Below are 26,423 nucleotides of genomic sequence, written 5' to 3'. Positions count from 1 at the left end.
AAGAGCTGTAAATATGACACATCGAGGTATTTCTCATTCTGGAGATTTTTCTATATTAGCCTGAAAACTATGTATCATTACCGTCTCATATTATTCCTGTTGCTTCATAGCCTCCTGATGTACAGTCAGAAGCCGCAACTTCGTCATTATAGTTTAAGTGACGGACTGCCCAGTAATACGGTATACTCCGTGTATCAGGACAGCAAAGGATTTATCTGGTTCTGTACCAGCTGGGGCATTTCCAGATTTGACGGGCATCATTTTGAGACCATTACCAGTAATCATGGTCTTCCGGATAATGAAACTTTTCGGGCGTGGGAGGATTCCTGGCAGAGATTATGGGTAAGCACCTATAACGGAAGCCCAACCTATATTTATAATGGGAAAGTATATTCTGCACAGAATGATAAACTGTGCCGTCTCCTGGAAAAAAGAAGAATCAGCTTTTATGATATTGTTCCAAGATGGGATCTTTATTCTGATCAGCATAAGAAATATATAATAGGTAAAAATAGCATTTCCAACCCCAAAGACAGCACTGCACAATCTCCTTACTTACATTTTTCTGATCAGGGGAAAGATTACTATGTTTCAGAAAAGAGAATCATAAGGAAGAATTATCCGGGATCAACAACCATTCATACATTCAAAGAAAAAGCGGTAAGAACATGTTTCTATTTCAAAGGTCATCTTTATACAAGGTATCTTAATATCTTGTATGATGTTATATTTAAGGGAAATAAACCGGTAGTCAAAAAAATTGAAATGCCCAGCAACATTCTTGATCTTACGATAGGTAAAAATGGTAAAATATGGAGCTGTACAACAAGTGGAATTCTGGAATATGATGCTGATGGACCGGCAGGTCAAAATCTGCATTATACTACAATGAAAGGCATTGTAAGCTACAGCAGTTTCATAGACAAACAGGGTAATAGCTGGTATCCAACCAATGAAGGGGTCTATATGCAGCCAGCCAATAAAACCCTTGTATATACAACAGCTGACGGGCTTATAGATAATAATGTTCTCACTGTAAAATATTTGCCGGGAGGAAAACTTTTGGCAGGATATAGCAACAGTGCTATTATGATCAGGGATAAAAACAGCTTCAAACCTTTATATACACTGGGTGATGGACAATGGAACAGACTACGGTATTTTTTACCTATTGATAATGATGCATTTTTTGTCGGAACAGACAAAGGTTTATACCAATGCAACCTGACCGGAAATCAATACACAAAACTTCTGGAATTTTCTCAAAAATCAGCATCTATCAGAAATAACACTGTACTGGTAAGTCAAACCAGCAATGAAAAAAGGAATCAGCTTATTTATGATCTCGAAGAAAAGAAATTTACCAAACTGCCGGAACTGACGACCACCACCATAGCTGCTCCGGCAACCGCTATTGACGAAAAAGGAATCTACTGGCTAGGGACAGTACAGGGTTTATTTTATTATAATTCAACTTTAAAAAAGTTCATTCACGATCCATCTTTAGGCAAGAACCGGATAACGTCGCTGAATTTCCTGAAAGGCAAACTTGTTATCAGTACTCATTCTGATGGTATTTTTATTCGTGATGGCCAGAAAATAATTAAGCTAAATAAGACCAATGGGCTCATCAGTAATATCTGCGAAAAAGCTTATGTAGACGAGAAGGAAAGATTATGGGTTAATACGGACAAAGGTCTATCAAGGATCACTTTTGATGACCGGATGCACTACTCTATTTATCACTTTTCGGCAGCTGACGGAGTTCCAAGTCATATGATCAATAACATTACATTCGGGGAAGGAAAGGCTTTTCTTGCCACATCGAATGGAATTATTATGATCGATCAGGATCAGGTCAGTAAAAGTCAGCCTTACAAAGTGTATTTTCTGAAAGCCGTTTTTAAAGACAGTATTGTCTATTATCCAAAGCAGATCAGTCTCAAATACAACCAGAATAATGCTCAAATCTCCTATACTGCTATTTCTTATCTGGATGAAAAGGATATTAAATACAAATATCTTCTGTCCGGAGCGGAGAATGATACGGTGATTACAGAAGAAAGCACATTAACCCTCGGAGCTCTGAGACCCGGTAATTACCATCTGAAGATCTGGGCTTCCGGAAAAAATAATATCTGGAATAAAGCTCCCGCTGTGCTTGCCATTGTTGTAAAGCCTCCATTTTGGGAAGAACTTTGGTTTATAGGAGGAATATTTCTGCTATTGCTGGTTTTTATCATCATAATATACAGACATCGCATCAATATTATCCGCAAAAAAGAGGCTGAGAAAACCGAGAGAAAAAAGATGATCGCCGAACTGGAAATGCAGGCGCTCCGCGCTCAGATCAATCCTCATTTTATTTTCAATGTTCTGAATGCCATCCAGAATTATTATGGAAAAGAAGATGAATTAAACGCCAATTATTATATGGCCGCTTTTTCAGACCTGATACGAAAGACCCTCACCCACTCCAAAGAACATTGGAATACCATAGAAAAAGAAATGGGCATGCTGAAAACATATATCGAGCTGGAGCAAATGCGTTTTAAAAATCATTTTACCTATGAGATTTCTGTAGAACCGGGATTAGAACAAATAAAAATTCCTACTATGCTTCTTCAGACCTATACTGAAAATTCGATCAGCCATGGCTTGAGACATTTGAAAACAGGAGGAATTCTCAGAATATTCTGCAGCAGGAGTGAAGACTCTATCATTTGCATTGTGGAAGATAACGGAGTGGGATTTGAAAAAGCCCGTGAGTTTGACAGCAGGCCGGACGATTATAAATCTATGGGGCTGAAAATTACCTCAGGAAGGATTTCTGCCATCAATGAACTCTATGGAACATCTATTTCGACAGAAATCACTGATAAAAAAAAGGTAAACCCTGCAATACAGGGTACCATAGTCAGAATAACCATTAAAAACACACCCTTTCTATGAGCAGAATAAGATCTATTGTTGTAGATGATGAACAGGAATCCCGTGAAACGCTTCTCCGATTCTTATCTAAATATTGCCCCGATGTTGAAATCGTTGGAGAAGCAGGATCTGTAAACGAAGCTGCTGAAGCCATCAGAGAGCTCTCACCTGAACTGGTCTTTCTGGATGTCAATATGCCTGTTGAAAACGGCTTTAAACTATTTGAAAAGATATCTGATATTCATTTTTATACAGTATTTGTTACAGCTTATGATCAGTATGCTGTACAGGCATTTAAACATCATGCAGTAGATTATCTTCTCAAGCCTATTGTGATCCATGAGCTCATCATTACGGTCAACAGGGTAGCCAAACTTTTGGAGGACAAAAACAAAATACAACAATTATCAGCCCTGCTTCAGCATATTAAAACTCCGGCTGAACAGACCAAAATTGCACTTCCTACTCTTGAGGGTCTTGTATATGTTCATACGATGGATATTGTACGTCTCCAGGCTGATGATAATTATACTTCCATCTTTTTCAAAGGAGGAAAAAAAATGATGATATCCCATACCTTGGCCTACTTTGAAGAAACACTGAAAGATCAGGGTTTTGTCCGTATTCATCATCAGCACCTTATTAACCTTCAGCATGTTGAAAAATACATCCGCGGCCGTGGTGGTTATATCATCATGAGTGATGAAACTTCTTTACAGGTATCTCAGAGAAAAAAAGATGAGTTTCTTCGAATTATTAAAAGAATGAAATAATAATGTATGGTAAGAAAAAAGCAAATCTACTGGGGTGTAGATTTGCTTTTATATATTTTTCAACCGATTCTTAGTCCACTCCTTCCTCTTCCCTGTGCACCAGCTCCATAGAAAATGCAGGAAGACAGACCGCAAGATATTCGCAGGGTTCTGAAAATGGGTTACTGTAACGGATTCTCGCTCCTTTTTCAATAAGAATACTCTGACCTTTTTCCAGTGTAACGATCTCACCGTCGATTTCAAATTGCTTTTTCCCGGAAATGATATATGTAAATTCATCAAATTCGGGTGTCTGATGAGGCTCACTCCAATCAGGAGGAGCGACCATATGAGCGATCGAAACATTGGAGTTTCCGGTAGAATTTCCCCAGTGCTCTTCAATCAGTTTTCCATCTGTGGTAGGCACTATAAATGGAGATTGTTGGATTTTATATTTTTTCATATCCAGTCTTCTTTTTTGATTTCATAAACAAAATTGGTTCTTGTAGGTTCCGCAAAATAAGCGACTTCTTCTTCAGCTATTTTTTGACCGCCAAGTCTCTCCAAAGCCTTTTGAGAACGGAAATTCTCTTTTCCGACATGGAAATGAACTTTATCTACAAACTGAAAGATATAATCCAGCATCAGCTTTTTAACCTGCGGATTGATTCCTTTTCCCCATGACTTTGTTCCATAAAAAGTATACCCGATAAAAATATGGCTGTCTTTTTCATCAAAATCATAATAACGGGTGCTTCCCAATACATCTCCGGTCGCTTTCTCAATAATTTTGAAAGCTCCTTTGCTCTCCATAGCTCCTTTAAAAAAGTTTTCAAAAACCTCTTTCTTATAACGGTCCTTATTCGGGTGCTGTTCCCAGACTTTAGGATCGGAAGCCACCTCATATAAAGATTCAAAATCCCCTTGCTGTAAGGGGATTAATTGAAATTCTTCATTCTCTAAAACAGGCTGAACAGAAAAATTCATTGTTTAGCTTTTTTTAGCAGAATCTGATTCTATTTTCTTGATTTCTTTCAGTTTGTCAGAAATCTTGATTACAGTGTCTAATTTTGATGGTTTCAAAGGAACTTCTGCCTGAGCCATATCCCATTTGATCACCAGGTTTCCAGAGTTTTCGTCTGTGGGATTCAGGGTTATTTCAAACCATTCCTGCTTGTCTGCCAATGTATTTACCGGTACCGTAACGTCTACTACGTCCTGTTTCGGATCGTAAGTATAAGCACCCCATTGCTGGAAGTCTTTGTTCAGAATTACTTTCCACTCTTTTTCTGCAGGAACGATGAATAGTCCATATGTCCCCGCAGGAACTATCTTCCCTCCGAAACTAACGGCCTGTCCGAAAGTAATTTTTGTAGAAGAGTTTGCTCCAGCTCTCCAAACCTGGCCATAAGGAACCAGTTCTCCGAAGATTTTACGCCCTTTCACTCCCGGTCTTCCATAATCAATGGTGATCTTAGACATAGAAAACTGCTGCTCTACTCTCTGACGCGGACTTGCCGCCGGCACAGAATAATCCTGCGCAAAACTGAATGCTGAAACTGAAATGCAAACTGCTATTATTAAATTTTTCACGTGTAAATTTTTGTTTAAAATTACAAAAATCAAAACAAAATAGCTTTCCCCTGTTCCAATAATTTTCACTTTACCGATATTATTCTATAACGTTATGGCTTTAGATATTAAAACAAAATAGCCTTTTCCAGCTCCAGTAATTTTTGTTTCCTCCAGATTCCTCCGCCATATCCGGTTAGATGACCGTTACTGCCAATCACACGGTGACATGGTATTATAATGGATATTTTATTTAAACCATTTGCATTGGCTACTGCTCTCACAGATTCAGGACTTCCCAGGATATCAGCCTGTTCCTGATAACTCATGGTTGTGCCGTAGGGAATCTCCTGCAAAATGTTCCAGACTTCTTTCTGAAAAGCTGTTCCTACAGGAGAAAGAGAAACTGTAAATACGGTCCTTTTTCCTTCGAAATATTCAGAAAGCTGTTTTTCCAGGGTATCAAAATGAGGATTTTCACCTTGTATAATATTTGCTTTAAAATATTCCGAGATACTTTTCAGCTCTGTCGGAAGTGATTTTCTGTCTGAAAACTCCAGCAGGCAGATTCCGTTTTCATCAGCACAGGCTATCATGGTTCCCAGCATGGTTTCTATTCTCTTCAGATCAATGATCTTTTCCATAGTATTATTCTTAGGTGATGCTCCAAAAATATTTTTAAAGCTCTCATTAAAGCCGCTCAGACTTTCATATCCCATGTCAAAGGCAACCTCTGTAACCGATTCTCCCTGCTGAAGTTTTTTAAATGCTGTATTGAGCTTTGACATTCTCTGAAAAGCATGAAAAGTTATTCCATGATGTTTCAGAAACCATCTGCGAATAGCCGCCGGTTCCATTCCTCTTTTCACAAGGTCATAATCTCTGATTTTCAATATCGGATTATCCGCAATTTCTTTAAGCAGTTTTTTAATGTATGGTGGGGTGGCATTGAGATTTTCAAGGGGTCTGCATACCTTGCAGGGACGGTAGCCTTTCAGTATTGCATCTTTGGTACTGGAAAAAAACTCTACATTTTCAAATTTGGGTTTCCTGGCCGTACAAGTGGGTCTGCAGAATATTCCCGTGGTTTTTACCCCCATCCAGAATATCCCTTCAAATGAAACATCTTTCATATAAGATGCCTCGTACATGATTTTTTCTGTAAGTTCCATGATTAAATAAAAAGCTTTGAAAAACTTTTTTCATCTGTAATCGTCTGTCCCGCTTTCTCCAGCTCTCTGTATATATGTCTGTACATAAAAGCACCTGAAGTAATCCTTTTAACACCTGATTTTTTAAGCGTGTCAAAATCCGGCAAATCAGGAAGGCACATCACATTCACGGGAAGATAAGTAGCTTCTGTAATGGTTCTGATAGCATTTTCAGAAGTCATTCCCGGAACGAAAACACAATCAGCTTTAAGTTCTTCAAAGAGTTTAATTCTCTCCAGGGTTTCTTCCAGCGCGTTCTCCATCTTCAGTAAAAAAGGATCTGTACGCACATTGATAAATATTTTATCTCTGTTCTCTCCTAATTTGATAAAAATATCTTTAAGCTTTTCATGGAAGACATTTCTGTCCATCAGTTTTCTTGTCCTGCCTGTCACATAACTATCTTCAATATTAATTCCCGATACTCCGATTTCAATCAGTTTCAGAATATTGGAGACAATGGTATCAATGTCACTGCCATACCCGGATTCCAGATCTACAGAAAGAGGAGTTGAAACTGAAGCTTTAATCCTTTTGATAATATAAAAGTATTCTTCGAAGCTCATCTGCTCCCCGTCCTCATATCCCAAACTCAATGCAACTGCCGAACTTGAGGTTGCTAATGCTTTATACCCTAGTTTTTCGTATACTCTTGCACTTTCTACATTCCATACATTACCCAAAAGCAATGGCTCTTCACCATGATGTAACTGTTTAAAACTGCTCATAATTTTTTTATTCAAAAGTAGAAAGATTATCGAGTGCTATACAACCGAAAAATGAACATCTATTTTTTCAATAATCTTCTAAAATAAGATGGCTTTTTCAAGTTCCAGCAGCTTCTGCTTTCTCCAGATTCCTCCGGCATAGCCTACCAATTCCCCGTTAGAACCTATTACACGGTGGCAGGGAATTAAAATCGCAATTTTATTGATTCCGTTCGCTGTTCCTACAGCACGTATCGCCCTGGGATTTCCCAATAGTTCTGATTGTTGTTTGTAGGTTCGTATTTCTCCCATTGGAATCTCACGCAAAAGCTGCCATACTTTTTCCTGAAACGCTGTTCCCGTGGTAAACAACGGAACTTCAAAATGGCTTCTTTTTCCTTCAAAATATTCTTTCAGTTCTTCCTCCAGCTGTACAAAATGAGGATGTTCTTTTTCTACGACTTCTGCTTTCAAAACCTTTGACAGGGCTTTTAACTGCTTATCCATATTCTTACGGTCTGTAAATTCAAGCAGGCAGATTCCCTGATCTACAGCACAGGCAATCATTTCTCCCAGCGGGGTGGATATGTTTTTTTGAGATATAGTTTCCATCAGCTTAAAATTAAGCTTTTTGGGAGATTGTTTCTTCTTTTTGTTTCGTTAAAATTCTTTTTATCTGTTCAATATGCCTTGAATTATGGTAAATAACAAAACGGAAGGTATCTCCCAGTTTCAGTTTGATCAGTTTTGAAATACTTATACCTGTTTTTATCTTTTCCAGATCAACATGCTGGGCTTCTTCCAACAACTCAAGCATCTTTTCCTGTTGTTTTATGAATGTATTCACTACACTTTTATCCAGACTACTGTGGATAGGATTCATGGCTTTAAGTGTTTTCATTGTATTCAGTTTCTCTTTAGGAAGCATGCTTTTGGCAAAATAATTCCCAAGAATTCCAGGTTTAAAATATGGTTGATAAGACCTTCCGGCCGAAGAAATCATTCGATTGATTTCAGGAATATAGAAATCTCCATATCGGTTGAGATGTTCCAGACATTCCAATGCACTCCAGCTGTCTTCTGAAATTCTGAAATTGAGATCATCTTCCGGTTTTAGAGAAAGCATTGCAGCAAATTCTAAATGCTCTTTTGTCCTGTTTTTTAATTCATCCAATAATTCTGAGGTTGAGATTTTCATTACGTTTTTTATGCAAATATCTTGATCAGATAATTCTTAAATCTTGACTGAACTCAAGATTTTTTGAGTCTGGATAAAGTTTCCGGCGACATCCTCAGATAATTGGCAATATATTTATTGGGAACTTCCTGAAACAGCTTCGGACTTCTTTTCAGAACTCTTTCAAAGCGCTGTCCGGGAGCATTGATGAGCAGATCTTTCTCTCTTTCCAGCTGTTGTAATACGAGATCTTCCAGAATATTCATCCAGAACTTCATATGTTCTTCGTCTGATTGTATAAACTCGTAAAAATCTTTTTTTGAGGCTGTTTTTACCATTGTCTTTTTAATCGCCTGAATATAAAGATCCGAAGGCTTACCCAATAAAAAGGAATCCAGACTGACAATAATATTTCCGGTATATCCAAAACGAATAATCCTTTCCTCATTTTCATCCATCATAAAGATCCGCACGCTTCCGCTTTCAATAAAATAAATAGTGGTGTCTGTACTTCTTGAGATTTTCAGGAACTCATTCCGTCTGAATTCTTTCTTTTCCCAGTGGATTCCGCTTTGAAGCAATTTTTCAACCATTTCATTTTATTATTTGCTTTTCCAAAGATAATGGGTAATTTTAAAGTTTTTAAAACACTAATCACTCATAATGCTCAAAAGAACAGTCTTTTTTATACTGCTTTCATCTGGATTTTTTGGAATGAAAGCGCAGCAGACTATCCCTTTCCGGATTACAAAACACAATAATATCATTGTGAAAACCCTTGTCAACAAAAAAGATTCTCTGGATCTGATGTTTCAGATTGCGATGAAGGATTATTCGCTTTCCCCCGAACGAAAAAGGAAAGCTGATCATATTATTTTCAACAAGGAAGAACTCAGCGACCATAATACAGTTGAGATCGGAAAAATCACACAAAAAAATGCACGTTTTTTTGACAATCAGTTAACCGGACATGAAGCTGACGGAAAGATCGGAACCGGAATTTTTGAGGGCAAAGCCTTTAAAATTGATTATGACAACAATCAGTTTATGATATATGATGCTATGCCGGATGTGAGTGGCTACCAACCCATCGGTATTATCTTAGATCATGACGGATTTTATCTTGCTGCAGATAATGTTATTGATGGAAAACAGCAGCAGGAAGCTTATTTTGTACTGCAATCCGGGTTTTCCGGAGCGATTCTGTATAGTAATAAATTTGCAGAAGAAAAGCATCTTGATAAAATATTAAAAATAACCGGAGAAAAAACACTGAAAAATTCTGAAGGTAAAACTTTAACTACCAAACAGGCCGTTCTCCCTTATTTTAAATTGGGAGAGAATGTATTCAAAGATGTTACCGTGGGATTCTTTTCAGGAGAGCTGAAAACACAAAATGTAAGCTATCTCGGTGCTGATATGCTCCGTAGGTTTATATGGATATTTGATACCGACAGGAAAACGGCTTACATCAGACCCAGCAAATATTTTTCAGAACCTTATTACAAAATGAATTAGAAAATGATAAACACTTTAATGTTAAAAAAAATTATGAAACCCAAAACGGCTGTTGCTCTTTTACTTCTACCAATGGCTATTGTAAGCTGCAAGAAAGAAGAGAAAAAAACAGCTGCCACAGAAACAAAAATCACCAATGACACTATAAAAACGACAAAAGCAGAAGAGAAAATAGATTACTCGGATTTCAATATTTTTAATCTCTCTGTCATTTCATCAGCTGAAAAAGATTCTGATATCGATATTTTTATTTCGGTCTCGGATATTTATAAAGGAGTTCAGCCTGTTCCTGAAAGCATTATAAAAAACCATAAGCAGATGACTTATGAAGAACTCCAGCATTTTGAGCTGGATGCTTCCAGCAGGAAAAAACTGCTCAACGGGATTCATCTTACAGAAAATGATTCACTTTATATTTATGAGTATTGGTCTAATAAACTTCAGAGAATGCCGGTAAGCCAATTAAAGGCGGTGGCCTATTTAAGCCCTTATTCAGATAGTGAAGATTTAGATCCGGATTCTTATATGATGGGGTTCCAGGTAGCCACTCACCAAAAAACAACAGAGTACGACCGGTACATCAATGCTATCGCTTATTTTGGAAATAAAAATCCTTTCGTAGCGAATAAAATGAAGGCTGTAAAATGGCAAAAAGCCGGTACTGATGTTTCAAAAAAATACTTTAGCCATTCAAAACTTACTCAGGGAAATACCTACCAGGCGAAGTATGAAAACATGACCTATTATCTGCAGGATTATCTTGAAGAAGGAAATACTGTGGAACGCAGACTTGCGGTCATTAATGATCATCAGGAAAAGATTGCTGAAAAAACATTCAGCCTTGCAGAAAGTGATGGTGGGGAATTCCTTCCTCTTTATGGAATAGATGCTGATGAAGCTAATATATTCCAATATACAGGCTATCTTTTTAAAGGAAAACCTCCTGTTATTTTCGGATTCATTGCACAGTCTTTTGGCTGTCCTTCCATCAGTTTTTTAGATAAAAAGGAGAAGGATTTTCCGATCAATTGTGATAACAGACATTAAATAAGGGATAAAAACAAATGGTAAAAATGCGGTTCTGAACTTACCATACATTATGAAAATACATTATCAACAGATTAACAGCAAACCTATATATGTATTTTCATAGTGTTAATCAATTATACAACTGCTGAAGCAATCATTGACATATAATAATTGGCACAGTGCAATGCATTGATCAGTAATATCTCTTTGGCCGGGTACATTTCGAATTTTTCTGTTGTGGTAATCTGATATTCATAGTTCATGGAGCTCCATTTGAGATGCGGTTTCATTACAAAAAGTTCATTACCCTGCTGATCGGTAAAAACAAACGATTCTTTGAAGATTCCGCGGTGCTTAAAAAGAAAACCTTCTTTTACACTGTCAAAATAAGTCTGTATCACAATTTCACCGTTCCAGTTCATGCGAAATTTCAGGAGTACTTTTTCATTGTCTTTAAGTTCAATAGTGGTTCCCCAGAAACCTTTGGGCTCAACGAGATAAAAACGGTTGGCAATTTCAACCTCAGCATTAAACTTAAACCAGCTTTCATAAATAAGCCTGCCTATGATCTGGCTTTCTTTGGTGATTTCAAAGGATAAAGAATTCTTTGATTTTGCGTAATATTCTGCCATGGCTATATTTTGGTTTGGTGAATTTTTATTAGTTTTTCAAATAGTAATAACGGCCTGAATTTTAACGCTCTAATTTATAAATAATTCGGCAAAAAAGTAACCTAAATTAAAATCCATTTTTTTCTAAAGATCTTTTAATAAAATGATATAGGAATTATAAAATTATGGGTACCGGAAATTCATTCAATGATTTAGTATCTCTGATTTTTAATGAAACCAGGGATACATAATCTTATTCAGGATATTTCTTTTAAATGATAATCAATAAAATATCATTTAACTGATTATCAATGGATTAAAATAACGACCACCTTATAGGATGAAGCGCTTTGTATAGCCGGCATCTGTATTTTTGCCTCATCGTTATGATATTTAAACAATTGAAAATCAAAAGACATGAGCAGATATTATATTATTTTATTAAGCGTATTATCGCTTTTAACAGCATGCCGGGAGAACGAATTTGATCAAGAACTTGTAAGAGAATTTACGCTCAGTTCTGCTGTCAACGGAAGTAATTATCCTATAAAAGTGGCATTACCTCAAGGTTATACTTCAGCAAAAAAATATAAAACCATTTATGTTCTGGACTCAAAATGGGATTTTGATTTTGTAGCACGGGAAGTTCAAAAGCAATCTGAAAACTTCCATCGAAATGATATTCTGGTTGTAGGAATCGGTTGGGGTAATGACCGACTGGATGATTATCTTCCTGTTCCCTTCAAAAAAGGAAAAGGTCGTGCTGATGAATTTGTAAAGGTAATTCATGAAGAATTGATTCCTCAATTGGAAAAGAACTTTCATGCAGCTAATTTAAGGGAAGACCGGACAATTCTGGGGCATTCTGCAGGTGGGTTATTCGGAGTACACTGCTTCACCAATTATCCTGATCTTTTTGGTAATTATCTTTGCTTAAGTCCTTCGCTTTGGATAGGAAATCAAATTGTTCTCAGCAATGAAAAAAAAAACAGAATTGCCAATCAGACCCGAAATGGTAGATTCTTTCTAGCTGCAGGCGGGATTGAAGAAGGGGGAATGCTTCCTCCTATAGAATCATTCCGACACATCCTTGGCCAGTATTATAAAGGATTCTCCCACCATTATACTATCGCTAACGGGCTGGATCACCTTGGCTCCAAAAAAACCAACCTTAAAAAAGCAATCTCTTTTTATTTTCAACAACTTTAATATTTTATATGCGTCTGTTATTCATTTTTATTTTTACCCTTGTTTCCTATGCACAAGCGCAGGATTCTACCAGGCAGAATGCTGTTATTGAGGTAAAACCAGCTGTAGGGGCAACAGGAACCCCTATGAAACCTACACTATCTGTAGCGATTTTTTATCCGGTGAATCAGAGATTTTTAATAGTCTCACATTCCGTGATCAGTTTTCTACTCACCGGAAACAGTCCTGAATTTATCAAAATTAATTATAATTATACATTTTCACACAAGCTGGGAATGGGCTATTCTTTATACGGAAAAAAAGAAAAATCAAGACACAGTCTGTTTGCACTCGGAGGCATTAAACATATCGCCTTTAAAGAAACTATGGAAAATCCGGATCTGGATAAGATAACGGTCCGCACTCAAAGTACTGTAGCTGATTATGGTCTGATGTACGAATTCTCATTAGGAAAAAAAAGATACACATTTGATACCAGGCTTTATTTTCCACTAAGTCCTATTCGTTATTATCCTCAGGGCACCTTAAGCAATCTGGTCTATGTAGAAATGGGAATAGGTATTAAACTATACCGATAAAAGATAATACTTCAGAAGATGAATCCTCCTTAACAAAAAAGATGAATACAGACTTATTATTTGCTATTTTTACTTTTTTGATTATTATATCATAATGGCAACAAGCTGGCAACTCATTTACGTAGCTGGAATTTCAATCTCGCTGTTTCTTTTTATACTATTGATCAGTAAACGGAGAAAAACCACTGCAGACAAGATTTTATGCATTTGGCTCTTTTTTGCTTTGGTGCATCTGGTTTTTATTGCATGCTATGCTTGCGGGCTAATCCATAAAACTTCTGCCTTTATGGGTTGGGAAATGCCACTGCCCTTTCTGCACGGTCCTTTCTTATATCTGTACATTTTATTTCTAAGTGACCAACAGTGCTACAACTGGCATTATTTACTTCATTTTATTCCTGCGGTATTATCAGCAGTCATATTAGCCTTTATATTACCGGAAATACATTCGAGTATCTCTGCATTATCAGCCTTTAAACCTCTGTTTCTGGGAATGGTTACAGCTATTATGGTTTCCGGTGTGGTGTACGTGATATTCTCTCTTATACTCCTGAAAAAGCATCAACAGAATATTGTAGGACAATTCTCCAATACAGATAAAATTACCCTTAACTGGATGCGTTATCTGATTTCAGGAATGGCTATAATCTGGATTGTCGTGATTTTTTTACAATCAGTACAGGTTCTGTATGTTGCCGTGGCATTATTTATTTTCTTTATCGGATACTTTGGGATTCATCAGACAGGAGTTTTCTCCAGCCCGTTACCACCGCACGAAGTGATTCTTCCGATAGACCTGGAAATAGCTTCCCAACCCGAAAAAATGAGAATTTCTGCAGAGGAATCCGATTATACCAAGTATGAAAAGACAAAGATAAGTGAAGATAAAGCCTCTGAAATTCAGGCAAAATTAATAGACTTGATGAAAGAGCATGAATGCTATAAAGATCCTGAACTTACTTTGGGAGATCTTGCCAGAATGATGAATATCTCTCCAGGAATCCTTTCTCAGATTATTAATTCGAAAGAAGGCAAAAACTTTTATGATTTTGTCAATACACTCAGAATAGAAGCTTTCAAACAATTATTATCACATCCTGAAAGCAAACAGTACACCTTGTTATCACTGGCTTTTGAATGTGGCTTTAATTCCAAAACCAGTTTTAACCGAAATTTTAAAAAAATTATGGGAGTATCCCCAAGCACTTATGTCAAGAGTATCAGAACAGATATCAAGTCCGGAAATCAGTAAATAATAAATTGCGCATTTTCAGCAATAGCCCGGAATCAATTTTATTTTATCATTTACTATTAAGACGCCATCGTTCTCTATTTGAGGTAACTTTTAATTCATAGTTAATTTTACAAATGATATAAACTGCTTATTACTTTATTCTTTTCCAATCTCTATCATAAAGTTTCTTCAGTTTATTTTTCATATCTGCCTGAAATACTTCTTTTGGGGTTTCGGATTGATCTAAAATAATTTCAAAAGTTGAGATCTCATCCTTATCATCAAATTCATTATTGTTGTTAGTATCTTTTGTAGCTGTCATAATAACTTTATTGGAGGATCGAATATACTTCCAATTATTTAGGTTATAATTTGCCGGCGAAATCCGTCTTAAATTCTTACCGAGCTTGTCAGTAACAAACAGATAAACAGGATCTTTTTCATTGATAATCTTATCTTTATTATAGTCCTGACTTCTTATATTATAAAAAATATGATCTGTTTTCTGGGAAAAATTCACCCCTTCTTCAGCCTTATATTTATAATCATAATTAAGAATCAAAACTTTATTTTCGGTGAGCAAATGATACTCATTCGTATTTGAATTGAGAAAAACAATGTTCCAATATCCGTTATCAGGCATTTCTTTGTAAGAATAGCCACCATCCTTTCTTGGGTTCTGCCCCATTTGTAATGGGAACATCAGAATCCCTGTACTATCAATCTCAGTAAAAGAACTGGTTTGAATATTTAGATTTTCAATGAAGATCTTATCATCCTGAGAAGCTGAAGAACTTTCAATAGAGTCCGGATGGTTACTACAGGATAATAAACCGATAAACAGTATGGAGTATAGTGCTATTTTTTTCATAATGCGATTGATAAAGACATTATATTTTTTAATTAGGATATATTTACTGATCCTAAATTATCGATTTTATACAGATCTACAGTTCTTTTAATAGAATTCATATAGTATCCCTTTACCAATGTCTGTTTTCTGGTATATAAATTATTGACTATTGGTTCATTTATTCAATTTTAAAAATATAATCATCTTTAACTTTTTCTGCCTTTTCTTTGATTTTATTTATATTGTAATTCTGGTTATCAATATCAACACCAAGAATATTCCAGTCCCACATATAATTATGGGTTTTCTCAATTCGTACGGTTGAATGAGGTGCAATTTCTATCGTTATTCCGGAACTATCAACTTTTTTTTCAAGGGACTTTAAATTTTTATTTTTTTTGAAAACACTTGGATTTACAATTTCATTCTCATAATTGAAACTAAATGTACCAAATGAGTCTTCTGCCAATTCAGCTAAGGTTCTTTTTGTATAATGAACTTTTACTGTTTTTTTTGTTTCTGTTAAATTCTGAATATAAAAGTCTGTTGGGATTGAACATCCGCAAAATACGAGCACAAAAACAGCACTCAAAATACCTTTAAAAATTGCATTCATATAATTTTAGCTTACATGGTTTTTTGCAAAAATAAACAGAATCCTCTGTGTTTAGATTAAATGATAAAAAAATTCCGCAAGAAAACTTGCGGAATTTAAGTATTTATTTCTGTTCGAAAATTACATGGTCTCCATTTTGAAGCTCATGCTTTCGATTACTTTTAGAATTGCTTCTACCGTATCCATTGAAGTTAAACAAGGAACACCGTTTTCCACACTCATTCTTCTGATCTGGAATCCGTCTCTTTCTGCCTGTTTACCTTTTGTAGTGGTATTCACAACATACTGAACTTTTCCTTTCTGAATCAGGTCGATAAGATTTACATTTTCCTCTCCTATTTTGTATCCGATCTTGCAAGGGATTCCTTTTTCTTCAAAGAACTTCGCAGTCCCTTCCGTAGCCCAGATTCTGAATCCTACTTCATGGAATCTTGCTGCAAGCGCTGCCGCTTCTTCTTTGTGCTTATCTGCTACTGTGAACAGGATAGAACCGTGCATAGGAACTTTTCTTCCTGCTGCTACCAATCCTTTGTATAATGCTTTTTCAAGGGTTGTATCTTTCCCCATAACTTCTCCTGTAGACTTCATTTCCGGCCCTAGGGAGATATCAACTTTTGTTAGTTTAGAGAATGAGAATACCGGCACTTTTACAAAAACTCCTTCTTTGTTTGGAACCAATCCGTTTTCGTAACCTAAGTCTTTCAGCTTTTGTCCTAAGATTGCCTTTGTTGCAAGGTTAGCCATAGGAACATCCGTAATTTTAGATAAGAAAGGAACTGTTCTTGAAGAACGAGGGTTGACTTCGATTACATAAACATTCCCTTCAAAAAGAACATACTGGATATTCATCAATCCGATAACATTCAGTCCTTTTGCCAGTCTCTTCGTGTAATCCACCAAGGTATCGATTTCACTCTGAGAGATGTTCTGTGGCGGATATACTGCGATAGAGTCTCCGGAGTGAACTCCTGCTCTTTCGATATGCTCCATGATTCCAGGGATCACCACTGTTTCACCGTCGCAGATGGCATCTACTTCGATTTCTTTTCCTACCATGTACTTGTCTACCAAAACAGGGTGTTCAGGGCTCGCATCTACAGCGTGCTCCATATAATGAGCCAGTTCTGATTCTGCGTATACAATTTCCATTGCTCTACCTCCAAGAACGTAGCTTGGACGCACCAATACCGGGTAACCGATTTCGTTGGCAATTTTTATAGCTTCTTCTTTAGAAGTTGAAGTTCTTCCTTTTGGCTGAGGAATTCCAAGCTCCTGAAGTGCTTTTTCAAATTTATCTCTGTTTTCAGCTCTATCAAGATCTTCCAGGGAAGTTCCCAGGATCTGTACTCCGTGAGAGGCTAATTTATCTGCAAGGTTGATCGCAGTTTGTCCTCCGAACTGTACCACTACTCCTTTTGGTTTTTCAAGCTCGATGATGTTCATTACATCTTCTTCAGTAAGTGGCTCGAAGTATAGTTTATCAGAGATTGAGAAGTCTGTAGAAACTGTTTCAGGGTTGTTGTTGATGATAATCGCTTCATACCCCATTTCTTTGATTGCCCATACTGAGTGAACAGTTGCGTAGTCAAACTCAACTCCCTGTCCGATTCTGATTGGTCCGGAACCCAGTACAACAATCTTTTCTTTGTCAGAAACTACACTTTCGTTTTCTTCTTCGTATGTTCCGTAGAAATAAGGGGTTTCACTTTCAAATTCAGCGGCGCAGGTATCTACCATTTTGTAAACCGGCATTACACCGTTTTCTTTTCTGAAGTTGAAGACTTCACGCTCTGTTACCTCCCAAAGAACAGCAATATTGATATCTGCAAAACCTAATCTCTTGGCTTCAGTTAGTGTTTCTTTATCAAATTTGTTGGCAGCGATTACTTTTTCAAAATCAACCAGCTTTTTAAGCTTCCAGATAAAGAACTTGTCAATCTTGCTCCATTCTACGATCTGTTCCCAGTCGTATCCTCTTCTTAAAGCATCCCCGATGATGAATAATCTCTCATCATCACACACTCTGATTCTTCTTTCGATTTCTTCAGCAGTAAGTGCCTGAGCCTGCTTTGTTTTTAATCCTAAATGCTTGATTCCTGTTTCTAATGAACGGATGGCTTTCTGTAAAGATTCTTCAAGGTTTCTTCCGATCGCCATTACTTCACCGGTTGCTTTCATCTGGGTGGAAAGTCTTCTGTCTGCCGTTTCAAATTTATCGAATGGGAATCTTGGGAATTTTGTTACCACATAGTCAAGAGCAGGCTCAAAACATGCGTAAGTTTTTCCTGTTACCGGGTTCATGATTTCATCCAGCGTTAATCCTACAGCAATCTTTGCAGCAATCTTTGCAATCGGATATCCTGTTGCCTTACTTGCCAGTGCCGATGAACGGGAAACTCTAGGATTTACCTCAATGATATAATAGTTGAATGAGTGCGGATCTAAAGCTAACTGTACGTTACATCCACCTTCAATTCCTAAGGCTCTGATGATTTTCAATGAAGCGTTTCTCAGTAACTGATACTCTCTGTCTGAAAGCGTCTGAGAAGGTGCTACTACGATAGAGTCTCCTGTGTGAACTCCTACCGGATCTATATTTTCCATGTTACAAACCACAATGGCGTTGTCGTTTGCATCACGCATTACTTCATATTCTATTTCTTTGAAACCTGCGATTGATTTTTCAATAAGACACTGTGTAACCGGGCTGTGCTTTAATCCCAGTTCAGCAATTTCTTTCAATTCAGTTTCTGTGGAAGCGATACCACCTCCTGTTCCTCCCATTGTAAAGGCAGGACGAACAATTACAGGATAACCGATTTCATCCGCAAAAGCAAGGGCTCCTTCTACTGTATTTACGATATCAGATTCCGGCACCGGTTCGTTCAGTTCTCTCATCAGCTCACGGAAAAGGTCTCTGTCTTCTGCTCTGTTGATCGCAGAAAGCTTTGTTCCCAATACTTCTACTTTGCACTCTTCAAGAATTCCTGATTTCTCCAATTCTACGGCCATGTTCAGACCTGTCTGGCCTCCCAGCGTCGGTAATAATGCATCCGGGCGCTCTTTTCTGATGATGTGGCTTACAAACTGTAATGAAATCGGCTCAATATATACTTTATCTGCGATTTCCACATCCGTCATGATCGTTGCAGGGTTTGAGTTGATCAAAATTACCTTGTAGCCTTCTTCTTTCAGAGACAGACAAGCCTGCGTTCCTGCGTAATCAAATTCAGCTGCCTGACCGATGATGATAGGTCCTGAACCGATTACTAAAATTGTTTTTATATCGTTTCTTTTCATAGGGGTTTAAAATGTAACAATTTATCAATCTAACAGTGTAACAATGTTACTGTCCGTTTTCATTTGATAAACTTGTGCTTAAAATTTTATAAATAATCTTTCCAATTTCTATAATCTGTGCTTCCAAATTTTCATTAAATGGATAACTTTGAGAGTGTTTACACAGATATAACCAATATTTTGTTTCTTCAAGCTCTTTAGCCGCAATTTTGATTTTATTCACAAAATCTTTTTTACTGTATGGATTTTGTGCTTCAAAAGAATTTGCTCCAATACTTGTTCCGGAACGTAATAATTGTTTAGCAATAATAAATTTCTTTTTACTTTCCAATAATTCACAGTACTCTATAATGTCTAATGAGAACTTAACAGTCTTTTCAATTAAAGGATTGTTTTCGAAATTGATCATTTTAATTATTGTTAAACTGGTACATTTTTAAATTGGTACATTAAATCGATAAACTCATCAAACAGGTAGTTTGCATCCTCAGGACCCGGGCTCGCTTCAGGGTGGTACTGAACTGAGAAGCAAGGGTGGATTTTGTGTTTTAGCCCTTCGTTTGTTCTGTCGTTCAATGCGATGTGCGTTTCGATAAGGTCTGTTCCTTTTAAACTTTCCTGATCTACCGCATATCCGTGGTTTTGAGAAGTAATGGCTACTGTATTTTTCTCTAAATCCAATACCGGGTGGTTTCCTCCTCTATGTCCGAATTTCAGTTTGAACGTTTTCGCTCCGCAGGCAAGACCAATTAACTGGTGACCTAAGCAGATTCCGAAGATTGGAACTTTTCCTAACAATCCTCTGATCATATCTAAAGCATGCGGTACATCTTCCGGATCACCAGGACCGTTTGACAACATAATTCCGTCCGGATCCATCAACAGGATTTCTTCTGCTGTGGTATCCTGAGAAACTACAATGATATCACAGTTTCTTTGAGATAATTCTCTGATAATTCCCAGTTTGGCACCGAAATCTACCAATACCACTTTGAAACCTCTGTTTGGGTTAGCGTAAGGTGTTTTTGTAGAAACCTCTTCTACCTGATTGGTTGGGAAAACTGTTGTTTTCAGTTCAGAAGCTACTGCAGCTTCATCTGCATCAGCGTTTACAATTTTTCCTTTTACCACTCCATGGTTACGAAGAACTCTTGTCAGCCTTCTGGTGTCAATTCCTGAAATTCCTGAAAGGTTTTTCTTTTTAAATAATTCATCTAAAGTAATCTGAGTACGGAAATTGGAAGGAAGATCGCAAAGTTCTTTTACGATAAGCCCTTTGATTGCCGGCTCAATACTTTCATAATCATCACGGTTAATACCATAATTTCCGATAAGCGGATAGGTCATACAAACTATCTGACCGCAATACGACGGATCAGAAATCAATTCCTGATACCCTGTCATTCCGGTATTGAAAACTACTTCTCCTGCAGTTTCCAATTCAGCTCCGAAACCTTCTCCATGAAACACTTCACCGGACTCCAGTATTAATTTTTTCTTCATTTTTAAAAATTAGATTTTCTATTATTTTTCTTTTGTACAATATCATCTGTAAAATCTATAATGTATTCTTTACATTTTACTTTACATTGTACTTTGTACATTTTACTTCTTACAATTACTTAAAGGTATATCCTTTGCTTTCCAGCGCATCTTTCAAAATCGCCATTCTGGCGAATACTCCGTTTTGCATCTGTTTGAAGACTCTTGATCTTCCGCATTCTACAAGGTCGGAATCTATCTCTACTCCTCTGTTGATTGGAGCCGGGTGCATGATGATGGCTTCTTTTTTCATCGCATGTTCTCTTTCTTTAGTCAACCCATATCTCTTATGGTATTCCGAAGCGGTGAAACTCATTGCAGAATCATGTCTTTCATGTTGTATTCTCAACAGCATCAGAACATCCACTTCACCAATCAGTTCGTCCACTGACATATAAGTTCCGTTGATCAGGGATCCTTCGTCAAACCATTGTTCCGGTCCTGAGAAGTAAACTTTAGCACCCAATCTTCTCAGTGCCTCTGCATTTGAGTTGGCTACGCGGCTGTGTTTTACATCCCCTACAATTCCTACTTTCAGCCCTTCAAACTTTCCGAATTCCTGATAGATGGTCAGCAGATCCAGCATGCATTGTGAAGGATGGTTTCCAGTTCCGTCTCCTCCGTTGATCACCGGAATATTAATATTTTTCAGTTCCTCGAAGTATCTGTCTTTTTTATCGCGGATCACTACAAGGTTTACTCCTATGCTTTCAATGGTCTTTACAGTATCATAAAGACTTTCTCCTTTGTTTACCGAACTGTGTGATGCATCAAAAGGAACTACCTGAAGCCCCAGTTTTCTTTCTGCAAGATCAAAACTTGTTTTTGTTCTTGTGCTGTCTTCGAAGAAAAGGTTTGAGCAAAAAACTTCTCCTTCAATTTTAGCAGTTTTACCATTGGCAAAAGCCATTGCTTCTGTCAGTATACTGTTGATTCTCTCGGTGCTTAGTTCTGTAATCGTAAACATAATTCTTATTTTTTGGCATAAAAAAAAGCGAAGACAACTATCTTCGCTTAATAACAATAAATATCGTAAAGGGCGCTTTCGCCCGGTAAATCTAATGATATAAATGCTTTTTTATTCATTAGGTGCAAAGATACAACAATTTTATGAACCTACAAAAATTATGTTTAAAATAAATTTAAAACTTTAGTATTTGCTTATTCTCATTTAAAATTAATATTTTTGTTAACACTCAAATATATTCTATGGATTTAAAAGACAAAATGATTCTCAGCATTATTCAGGAAGACTCTACACTATCGGTTAAAGAAATTTCCGAAAAGATAGGTCTTACCTTCACTCCTACGTATGAGCGAATCAAACAATTGGAGAAACAGGGGATCATTCAGAAGTATGTCGGGCTTTTAAACCGTGAAAAACTGGGTTTAAATATCGTGGTCTACTGTAATGTTCGTCTCAAGGAACAATCCAAGAAAGTATTGGAAACTTTTGAAAACCATATCGGGAAATATGATGAAGTACAGGAAATCATCAGTCTTTCCGGAGAGTATGACTATATGCTGAAGATTATTGCCAAGGACATCAATTCTTATAACGAATTCGCTGTTAATGTTATTTCAAACATTCCCAATATCGGGCAGTACCACAGTTCCATTGTGCTTCACGAGGTAAAAAAATCTACCAAATTCAAAATTGATCTGGAATAATCCCTTTTATTTTAAACTCATTATTCATTCCTATTTCAATTACTGAAAATCTTTGATTTTCTTGCGTCTTAAAGGTAATATCTATTATACAATTCCTTGCGCCTTTGTGTATGCCAACACTTTTCATTTCTACTATTTTGTTAGAAGACGCAAAAGAAATTTATTAACTTTATGCTTTAAGGCGCAAAGATTTTATATCCGATAAAATTTTATGCAGCAGATTTACTTTCAATTTCCAACCATAGTCAGTTTAAAGATCAATCATCAAATTCAAAGAGCGGAATAAAATCAAACCATTAAGGTCACTTAAGCAGATAAGATTTATAAGATTAAGGTTTCCACAACGAAAAGACAGCAGGCTAAAATAATTTAGAAATTCCACTGATTTTTGCTTAAGTTTCTGATAACCCTAATGGCTTAGATTCTAACCCAATAATTTATTTTTCAGTTTATTGAACTGATATTCTATTTTGTCCAGACAAAGATTTCCAATACTTCCCTGGTGGGTATGTTCAAGGTTTCCGGGTTCAAATTCAAACTCATTGTTTTCAATCTCCTGCCCTACTTTTACATAAGCATCCCGGAATGAACTTCCATTTTTCACCTCCTCATTGATCTTTTCCACACTGAAAAGGTATTTGTATTTCTCATCCTCCAGAATTCCATCCTTTACCTGAATATTCGGTAAGGTATAGCTTAAAATCTCAAGACACTCCTTTAAAGAATCTATCGCAGGGAAAAGAATTTCCTTTGTCAGCTGCACATCTCTGTGATACCCTGAAGGCAGATTGCTTGTTAAAAGGATCAGTTCGTTTGGAAGAGACTGAATTCTGTTGCACCGTGCACGAACCAGCTCAAAAATGTCCGGATTCTTTTTGTGAGGCATAATGCTGCTTCCTGTAGTAAATTCCTTTGGAAAGCTGATAAAATCGAAATTCTGGCTCAGATACAGACATACATCGTAAGCAAACTTTCCAAGTGTTCCTGCCAAAGTAGCCATCGCCATAGACAGCATCTTTTCTGACTTACCTCTGGTCATCTGCGCATATACCGAGTTATAATTCATTGACTGGAAGCCCAGGTTATATGTTGTGCTTTCACGATTGATCGGAAAAGACGATCCATATCCTGCTGCCGATCCCAATGGGTTTTTATTAATAATATTTTTTACTGAAAACAGCATTTCCACATCATCCAAAAGGGCTTCGGCATAAGCACCAAACCACAATCCGAATGATGAAGGCATCGCAATCTGCAAGTGGGTGTACCCAGGAAGCAGAATGTTTTTATGCTGATCCGCCAGTTGAATTAAAATCTGGAAAAATTCGTCAATAAGCACTGTAATCTCACGGATTTCATCCAGCAAATACAATTTTATATCCAGTAAAACCTGGTCATTTCTTGATCTCGCAGTATGGATTTTCTTTCCCGTATCTCCTAATTCTTCTATAAGAATAGCTTCTACCTGAGAATGGATATCCTCAGCATCCTTATCAATTTCAAAACTACCTTCTTCAATTTTATATAAAATACTGTTTAAAACAGATAACATCTGTTCTGATTCTTCCTGAGCGATAATCCCGGTTTCTGCCAGCATTTTGCAATGGGCCATAGAACCTTTAACATCATACTTGGCTAAACGTTCGTCAAAGTCAAGATCTTTACCGACTGTAAAGTTATTGACTAATATATTGGTGGCAAGGTCATCCTTCTGCCATATTTTTTTCATGATAATATTTGATTTAAATATTTGTTGGTTTTGACATGCCCGGCAAGGCAATCCTTATTACTATTAACTATAAAAAAACATTTCCTTATGTAAAGTTTTCATTTCTAATTTTCTTTTTTGCATAAATCTTATTAAAAACTAAACTTCTAGCGCCTGCCGGACGGAGTCAAAACATATATTTTAGAGGTTAGAAAATTAGATGTTAGAAATTAGTTATAGCCTTTATGTGGCCCTTTTTACTAACTTTTAGTTTCTAGTTACTAAATTCTCTTTTTATAACACTTTTTCTAAAATGCTGATGTAGATTTCTATTCCTTCTTCTATTTCATGGATATAGATAAATTCATCCGCAGTATGGGAGCGCCTACTGTCTCCAGGCCCCAACTTCACTGATGTGCATGGTATAATTGCCTGATCTGAAGAGGTAGGTGATCCGTAAGTGGTCCTTCCGATTTCAATTCCAGCTTTTACAAACGGGTGATCCATTTCGATCTTTGAAGAATTGAGTCTGAAAGATCTTGCCGTCAGTGTAGATTTCATCTGAGACTGAATGATTTCAAATGCTTCCTGATTGGAGTATTCATCTGTCACCCTCACATCCAGTGTAAAATTGCACGATTCCGGAACAACATTATGCTGTACTCCTGCATGAATTCCTGATAAGGTAACTTTAACTTCTCCCAGGTATTCTGAAACCTTTGGAAATTTAAAGGAAAGAATATTCTGCAGATCCTGCATACATTTTACAATTGAGTTATCATCATTAGGATGAGCGGCATGAGAAGGAGTTCCTTTCATTTCTCCATCAATCACAAGAAGTCCTTTTTCTGCAATCGCCAGGTTCATCTGCGTGGGTTCTCCTACAATGGCAAGCTCTACGTTGGGTAGCTGCGGAAATAAGGCTTCGATTCCATCAAATCCTGAAATCTCCTCCTCGGCCGTCAAAGCAATAACTAAATTATATTTTAAATCTTCTTTATCATAAAAATGTAAAAAAACCTGCGCCATAGCAACCAGAGAAGCTCCGGCATCATTGCTTCCCAATCCGAACAGTTTACCCTCTTTCTCAATAGGTACAAACGGATCAAGCGTGTAAGCTTTATTGGGTTTCACTGTATCGTGATGGGTATTCAGCAAAACAGAGGGCTTGAATACATCAAAGTGCTTGTTCACCGCCCAGATATTATTTTTAAAACGCTTTGTAGGAATCTGGTGTTTTTTGAAAAAATTCTCAATCTCTACCGACGTATTGAATTCATCTTTACTGAATGAAGGAATTTCAATCAAATTCTTAAGCAATCCAACTGCGTTATTCAACAGTTCTTCTTTATTATAAACAGATTTCAGTTCCTGCATGATGATTTTCTATATGGTTTTTCAGTTCTGTTTCTTTGATCAGAAACACTTTATTTACATTATTCTTTATCGCTCCGAGAGCATTTTCAAGTTTGGGTAAAATCCCTTTGTGAAGTTTTCCTTCTTCTTTTAATACTGTGAATTCTTCCTCATTTACACTTTTGATCACAGATTCCGGATCGTTGACATTCTCTAAAACACCTTCTTTATCAAAGCAATACAGCAATTCAACTTCATATTTCTCAGAGAGCGACTGTGCAATCACTGAGGCAATCGTGTCTGCATTGGTATTGAAAAGATTTCCTTTTCTGTCGTGGGTAATGGCAGAAAACACAGGAACAAGATCCATCTTGATAAGTTTTGAAACCAGCTTCCTGTTTACACTTTTCTTGGTAATATCTCCCACAAATCCAAAGTCTATTTCAGGATGTTCTCTTTTCTTAGCTTTGATCAGATTTCCGTCTGCTCCGGAAAAGCCTATGGCATTGCATTTTTTCTGCTGCAGCTTTTCAACAATATTTTTATTGATCCCTCCCGCATACACCATCGTTACAATATCCAGAGTTTCTTTATCCGTAATCCTTCTTCCATTGATCATTTTCTGCTCGATTCCCAGTTTGTCAGCAAGTGTTGTCGCCAATTTACCTCCACCATGTACAAGGATTTTCTTTTCCTGAATTTCAGAAAATTGCTCTAGAAATTGAGTTAATAATTCCTCATCGTCAATTAAAGCTCCGCCAATTTTTATGATGTATAACTTTTCTTTCATTGTAATCGTTTTTGAGATCCTTGCTATTTCCTATCCTTGTCAAGGTTTTTTGAACCTT

Annotated in this window: 26 protein-coding genes; 8 read left to right on the top strand and 18 right to left on the bottom strand. The window is 36.9% G+C overall.

The features are described from left to right. The first annotated feature begins 69 nt into the window (after nt 1–69). Nucleotides 70–2,952: a sensor histidine kinase gene (locus AC3FI7_RS00630; RefSeq protein ID WP_491461135.1), complete on the top strand. Its 2,883-nt coding sequence runs from the start codon at nt 70–72 to the stop codon at nt 2,950–2,952. Next, nucleotides 2,949–3,704: a LytR/AlgR family response regulator transcription factor gene (locus tag AC3FI7_RS00625; protein ID WP_142722135.1), complete on the top strand. Its 756-nt coding sequence runs from the start codon at nt 2,949–2,951 to the stop codon at nt 3,702–3,704. The genes AC3FI7_RS00630 and AC3FI7_RS00625 overlap by 4 nt, the downstream gene beginning before the upstream one ends. A gap of 70 nt (nt 3,705–3,774) precedes the next feature. Here the strand turns inward: AC3FI7_RS00625 and AC3FI7_RS00620 are convergent, their stop codons facing one another. The 8 genes from AC3FI7_RS00620 to AC3FI7_RS00585 all read right to left on the bottom strand — a co-directional run bounded on the left by AC3FI7_RS00620 (nt 3,775) and on the right by AC3FI7_RS00585 (nt 8,943). Further along, entirely contained in the window at nt 3,775–4,146 is a 372-nt protein-coding gene (locus tag AC3FI7_RS00620) for a cupin domain-containing protein (RefSeq protein ID WP_343657802.1), read from the bottom strand. Then, nucleotides 4,143–4,670, bottom strand: a complete 528-nt coding sequence (locus tag AC3FI7_RS00615; RefSeq protein WP_491461134.1) for a GNAT family N-acetyltransferase — start codon at nt 4,668–4,670, stop codon at nt 4,143–4,145. The genes AC3FI7_RS00620 and AC3FI7_RS00615 overlap by 4 nt, the downstream gene beginning before the upstream one ends. Before the next feature lie 3 nt (nt 4,671–4,673). Then, nucleotides 4,674–5,276, bottom strand: a complete 603-nt coding sequence (locus AC3FI7_RS00610; RefSeq protein ID WP_142722133.1) for a DUF2911 domain-containing protein — start codon at nt 5,274–5,276, stop codon at nt 4,674–4,676. A gap of 107 nt (nt 5,277–5,383) precedes the next feature. Then, nucleotides 5,384–6,427, bottom strand: coding sequence for a bifunctional transcriptional activator/DNA repair enzyme AdaA (locus tag AC3FI7_RS00605; protein WP_491461133.1), 1,044 nt, complete (start codon nt 6,425–6,427; stop codon nt 5,384–5,386). A gap of 2 nt (nt 6,428–6,429) precedes the next feature. Continuing rightward, nucleotides 6,430–7,194 carry an isocitrate lyase/PEP mutase family protein gene (locus AC3FI7_RS00600; protein ID WP_491461132.1) on the bottom strand — a complete coding sequence of 255 codons (765 nt, stop codon included), beginning with the start codon at nt 7,192–7,194 and terminating at the stop codon, nt 6,430–6,432. A gap of 78 nt (nt 7,195–7,272) precedes the next feature. Further along, nucleotides 7,273–7,785 (bottom strand): methylated-DNA--[protein]-cysteine S-methyltransferase, encoded by a 513-nt coding sequence (locus AC3FI7_RS00595; RefSeq protein WP_491461131.1) that lies wholly within the window; start codon nt 7,783–7,785, stop codon nt 7,273–7,275. 10 nt (nt 7,786–7,795) lie between these two features. Then, complete coding sequence (locus tag AC3FI7_RS00590; RefSeq protein ID WP_491461130.1) at nt 7,796–8,371, bottom strand: DinB family protein; 576 nt, start codon at nt 8,369–8,371, stop codon at nt 7,796–7,798. Nucleotides 8,372–8,424: 53 nt separating this feature from the next. Beyond that, complete coding sequence (locus AC3FI7_RS00585) at nt 8,425–8,943, bottom strand: Crp/Fnr family transcriptional regulator (RefSeq protein WP_491461129.1); 519 nt, start codon at nt 8,941–8,943, stop codon at nt 8,425–8,427. A 70-nt stretch (nt 8,944–9,013) separates the two neighbouring features. Between AC3FI7_RS00585 and AC3FI7_RS00580 the strand changes: the two genes are divergently transcribed. Both AC3FI7_RS00580 and AC3FI7_RS00575 read left to right on the top strand, forming a co-directional pair. Next, a complete protein-coding gene (locus tag AC3FI7_RS00580; RefSeq protein ID WP_343657796.1) occupies nt 9,014–9,868 on the top strand; it encodes a hypothetical protein in 855 nt (284 codons plus the stop codon). A gap of 33 nt (nt 9,869–9,901) precedes the next feature. Continuing rightward, the gene (locus tag AC3FI7_RS00575; protein ID WP_343657795.1) at nt 9,902–10,915 is read left to right on the top strand and encodes a hypothetical protein; all 1,014 of its coding nucleotides are present in this window, start codon (nt 9,902–9,904) and stop codon (nt 10,913–10,915) included. A 116-nt stretch (nt 10,916–11,031) separates the two neighbouring features. On the opposite strand, the gene AC3FI7_RS00570 is transcribed toward AC3FI7_RS00575, so the two are convergent. Further along, nucleotides 11,032–11,529 carry a hypothetical protein gene (locus AC3FI7_RS00570; RefSeq protein WP_343657794.1) on the bottom strand — a complete coding sequence of 166 codons (498 nt, stop codon included), beginning with the start codon at nt 11,527–11,529 and terminating at the stop codon, nt 11,032–11,034. A 396-nt stretch (nt 11,530–11,925) separates the two neighbouring features. Between AC3FI7_RS00570 and AC3FI7_RS00565 the strand changes: the two genes are divergently transcribed. The 3 genes from AC3FI7_RS00565 to AC3FI7_RS00555 all read left to right on the top strand — a co-directional run bounded on the left by AC3FI7_RS00565 (nt 11,926) and on the right by AC3FI7_RS00555 (nt 14,547). Next, nucleotides 11,926–12,717, top strand: coding sequence for an alpha/beta hydrolase (locus AC3FI7_RS00565; RefSeq protein WP_343657793.1), 792 nt, complete (start codon nt 11,926–11,928; stop codon nt 12,715–12,717). Between the two features lie 8 nt (nt 12,718–12,725). Continuing rightward, nucleotides 12,726–13,295 (top strand): hypothetical protein, encoded by a 570-nt coding sequence (locus AC3FI7_RS00560; RefSeq protein ID WP_491461128.1) that lies wholly within the window; start codon nt 12,726–12,728, stop codon nt 13,293–13,295. 286 nt (nt 13,296–13,581) lie between these two features. After that, nucleotides 13,582–14,547, top strand: coding sequence for a helix-turn-helix domain-containing protein (locus AC3FI7_RS00555; RefSeq protein WP_491461127.1), 966 nt, complete (start codon nt 13,582–13,584; stop codon nt 14,545–14,547). A gap of 133 nt (nt 14,548–14,680) precedes the next feature. Here the strand turns inward: AC3FI7_RS00555 and AC3FI7_RS00550 are convergent, their stop codons facing one another. The 6 genes from AC3FI7_RS00550 to AC3FI7_RS00525 all read right to left on the bottom strand — a co-directional run bounded on the left by AC3FI7_RS00550 (nt 14,681) and on the right by AC3FI7_RS00525 (nt 21,807). Continuing rightward, nucleotides 14,681–15,400 carry a hypothetical protein gene (locus tag AC3FI7_RS00550; RefSeq protein ID WP_142722121.1) on the bottom strand — a complete coding sequence of 240 codons (720 nt, stop codon included), beginning with the start codon at nt 15,398–15,400 and terminating at the stop codon, nt 14,681–14,683. 160 nt (nt 15,401–15,560) lie between these two features. Continuing rightward, nucleotides 15,561–15,998 (bottom strand): hypothetical protein, encoded by a 438-nt coding sequence (locus AC3FI7_RS00545; protein ID WP_491461126.1) that lies wholly within the window; start codon nt 15,996–15,998, stop codon nt 15,561–15,563. A gap of 120 nt (nt 15,999–16,118) precedes the next feature. Beyond that, nucleotides 16,119–19,298, bottom strand: coding sequence for a carbamoyl-phosphate synthase large subunit (gene carB, locus AC3FI7_RS00540; RefSeq protein WP_142722119.1), 3,180 nt, complete (start codon nt 19,296–19,298; stop codon nt 16,119–16,121). Nucleotides 19,299–19,344: 46 nt separating this feature from the next. Beyond that, on the bottom strand, nt 19,345–19,707 hold the full coding sequence (locus AC3FI7_RS00535; protein ID WP_343657789.1) for a four helix bundle protein: 363 nt from the start codon (nt 19,705–19,707) through the stop codon (nt 19,345–19,347). Nucleotides 19,708–19,718: 11 nt separating this feature from the next. After that, nucleotides 19,719–20,801 carry a carbamoyl phosphate synthase small subunit gene (locus AC3FI7_RS00530; RefSeq protein ID WP_142722117.1) on the bottom strand — a complete coding sequence of 361 codons (1,083 nt, stop codon included), beginning with the start codon at nt 20,799–20,801 and terminating at the stop codon, nt 19,719–19,721. Nucleotides 20,802–20,916: 115 nt separating this feature from the next. Further along, a complete protein-coding gene (locus tag AC3FI7_RS00525; RefSeq protein WP_491461125.1) occupies nt 20,917–21,807 on the bottom strand; it encodes an aspartate carbamoyltransferase catalytic subunit in 891 nt (296 codons plus the stop codon). A gap of 242 nt (nt 21,808–22,049) precedes the next feature. On the opposite strand from AC3FI7_RS00525, the gene AC3FI7_RS00520 reads away from it, so the two are divergent. Further along, a complete protein-coding gene (locus tag AC3FI7_RS00520) occupies nt 22,050–22,511 on the top strand; it encodes an Lrp/AsnC family transcriptional regulator (RefSeq protein ID WP_002980286.1) in 462 nt (153 codons plus the stop codon). 424 nt (nt 22,512–22,935) lie between these two features. On the opposite strand, the gene argH is transcribed toward AC3FI7_RS00520, so the two are convergent. The 3 genes from argH to argB form a co-directional block, all read right to left on the bottom strand. Further along, nucleotides 22,936–24,240 carry an argininosuccinate lyase gene (gene argH, locus AC3FI7_RS00515; protein WP_343657786.1) on the bottom strand — a complete coding sequence of 435 codons (1,305 nt, stop codon included), beginning with the start codon at nt 24,238–24,240 and terminating at the stop codon, nt 22,936–22,938. A gap of 273 nt (nt 24,241–24,513) precedes the next feature. Continuing rightward, a complete protein-coding gene (locus tag AC3FI7_RS00510; RefSeq protein ID WP_491461124.1) occupies nt 24,514–25,596 on the bottom strand; it encodes a M20 family metallo-hydrolase in 1,083 nt (360 codons plus the stop codon). Then, on the bottom strand, nt 25,571–26,365 hold the full coding sequence (gene argB, locus AC3FI7_RS00505; RefSeq protein ID WP_491461123.1) for an acetylglutamate kinase: 795 nt from the start codon (nt 26,363–26,365) through the stop codon (nt 25,571–25,573). Before argB ends, AC3FI7_RS00510 begins: the two co-directional genes overlap by 26 nt. Nucleotides 26,366–26,423 lie beyond the last annotated feature (58 nt).

It is taken from the genome of Chryseobacterium sp. TQ-BC-N36 (assembly GCF_058382295.1).
The sequence above is the reverse complement of the archived record's forward strand: the minus strand, read 5'-3'. Positions and strand labels throughout refer to the sequence as shown.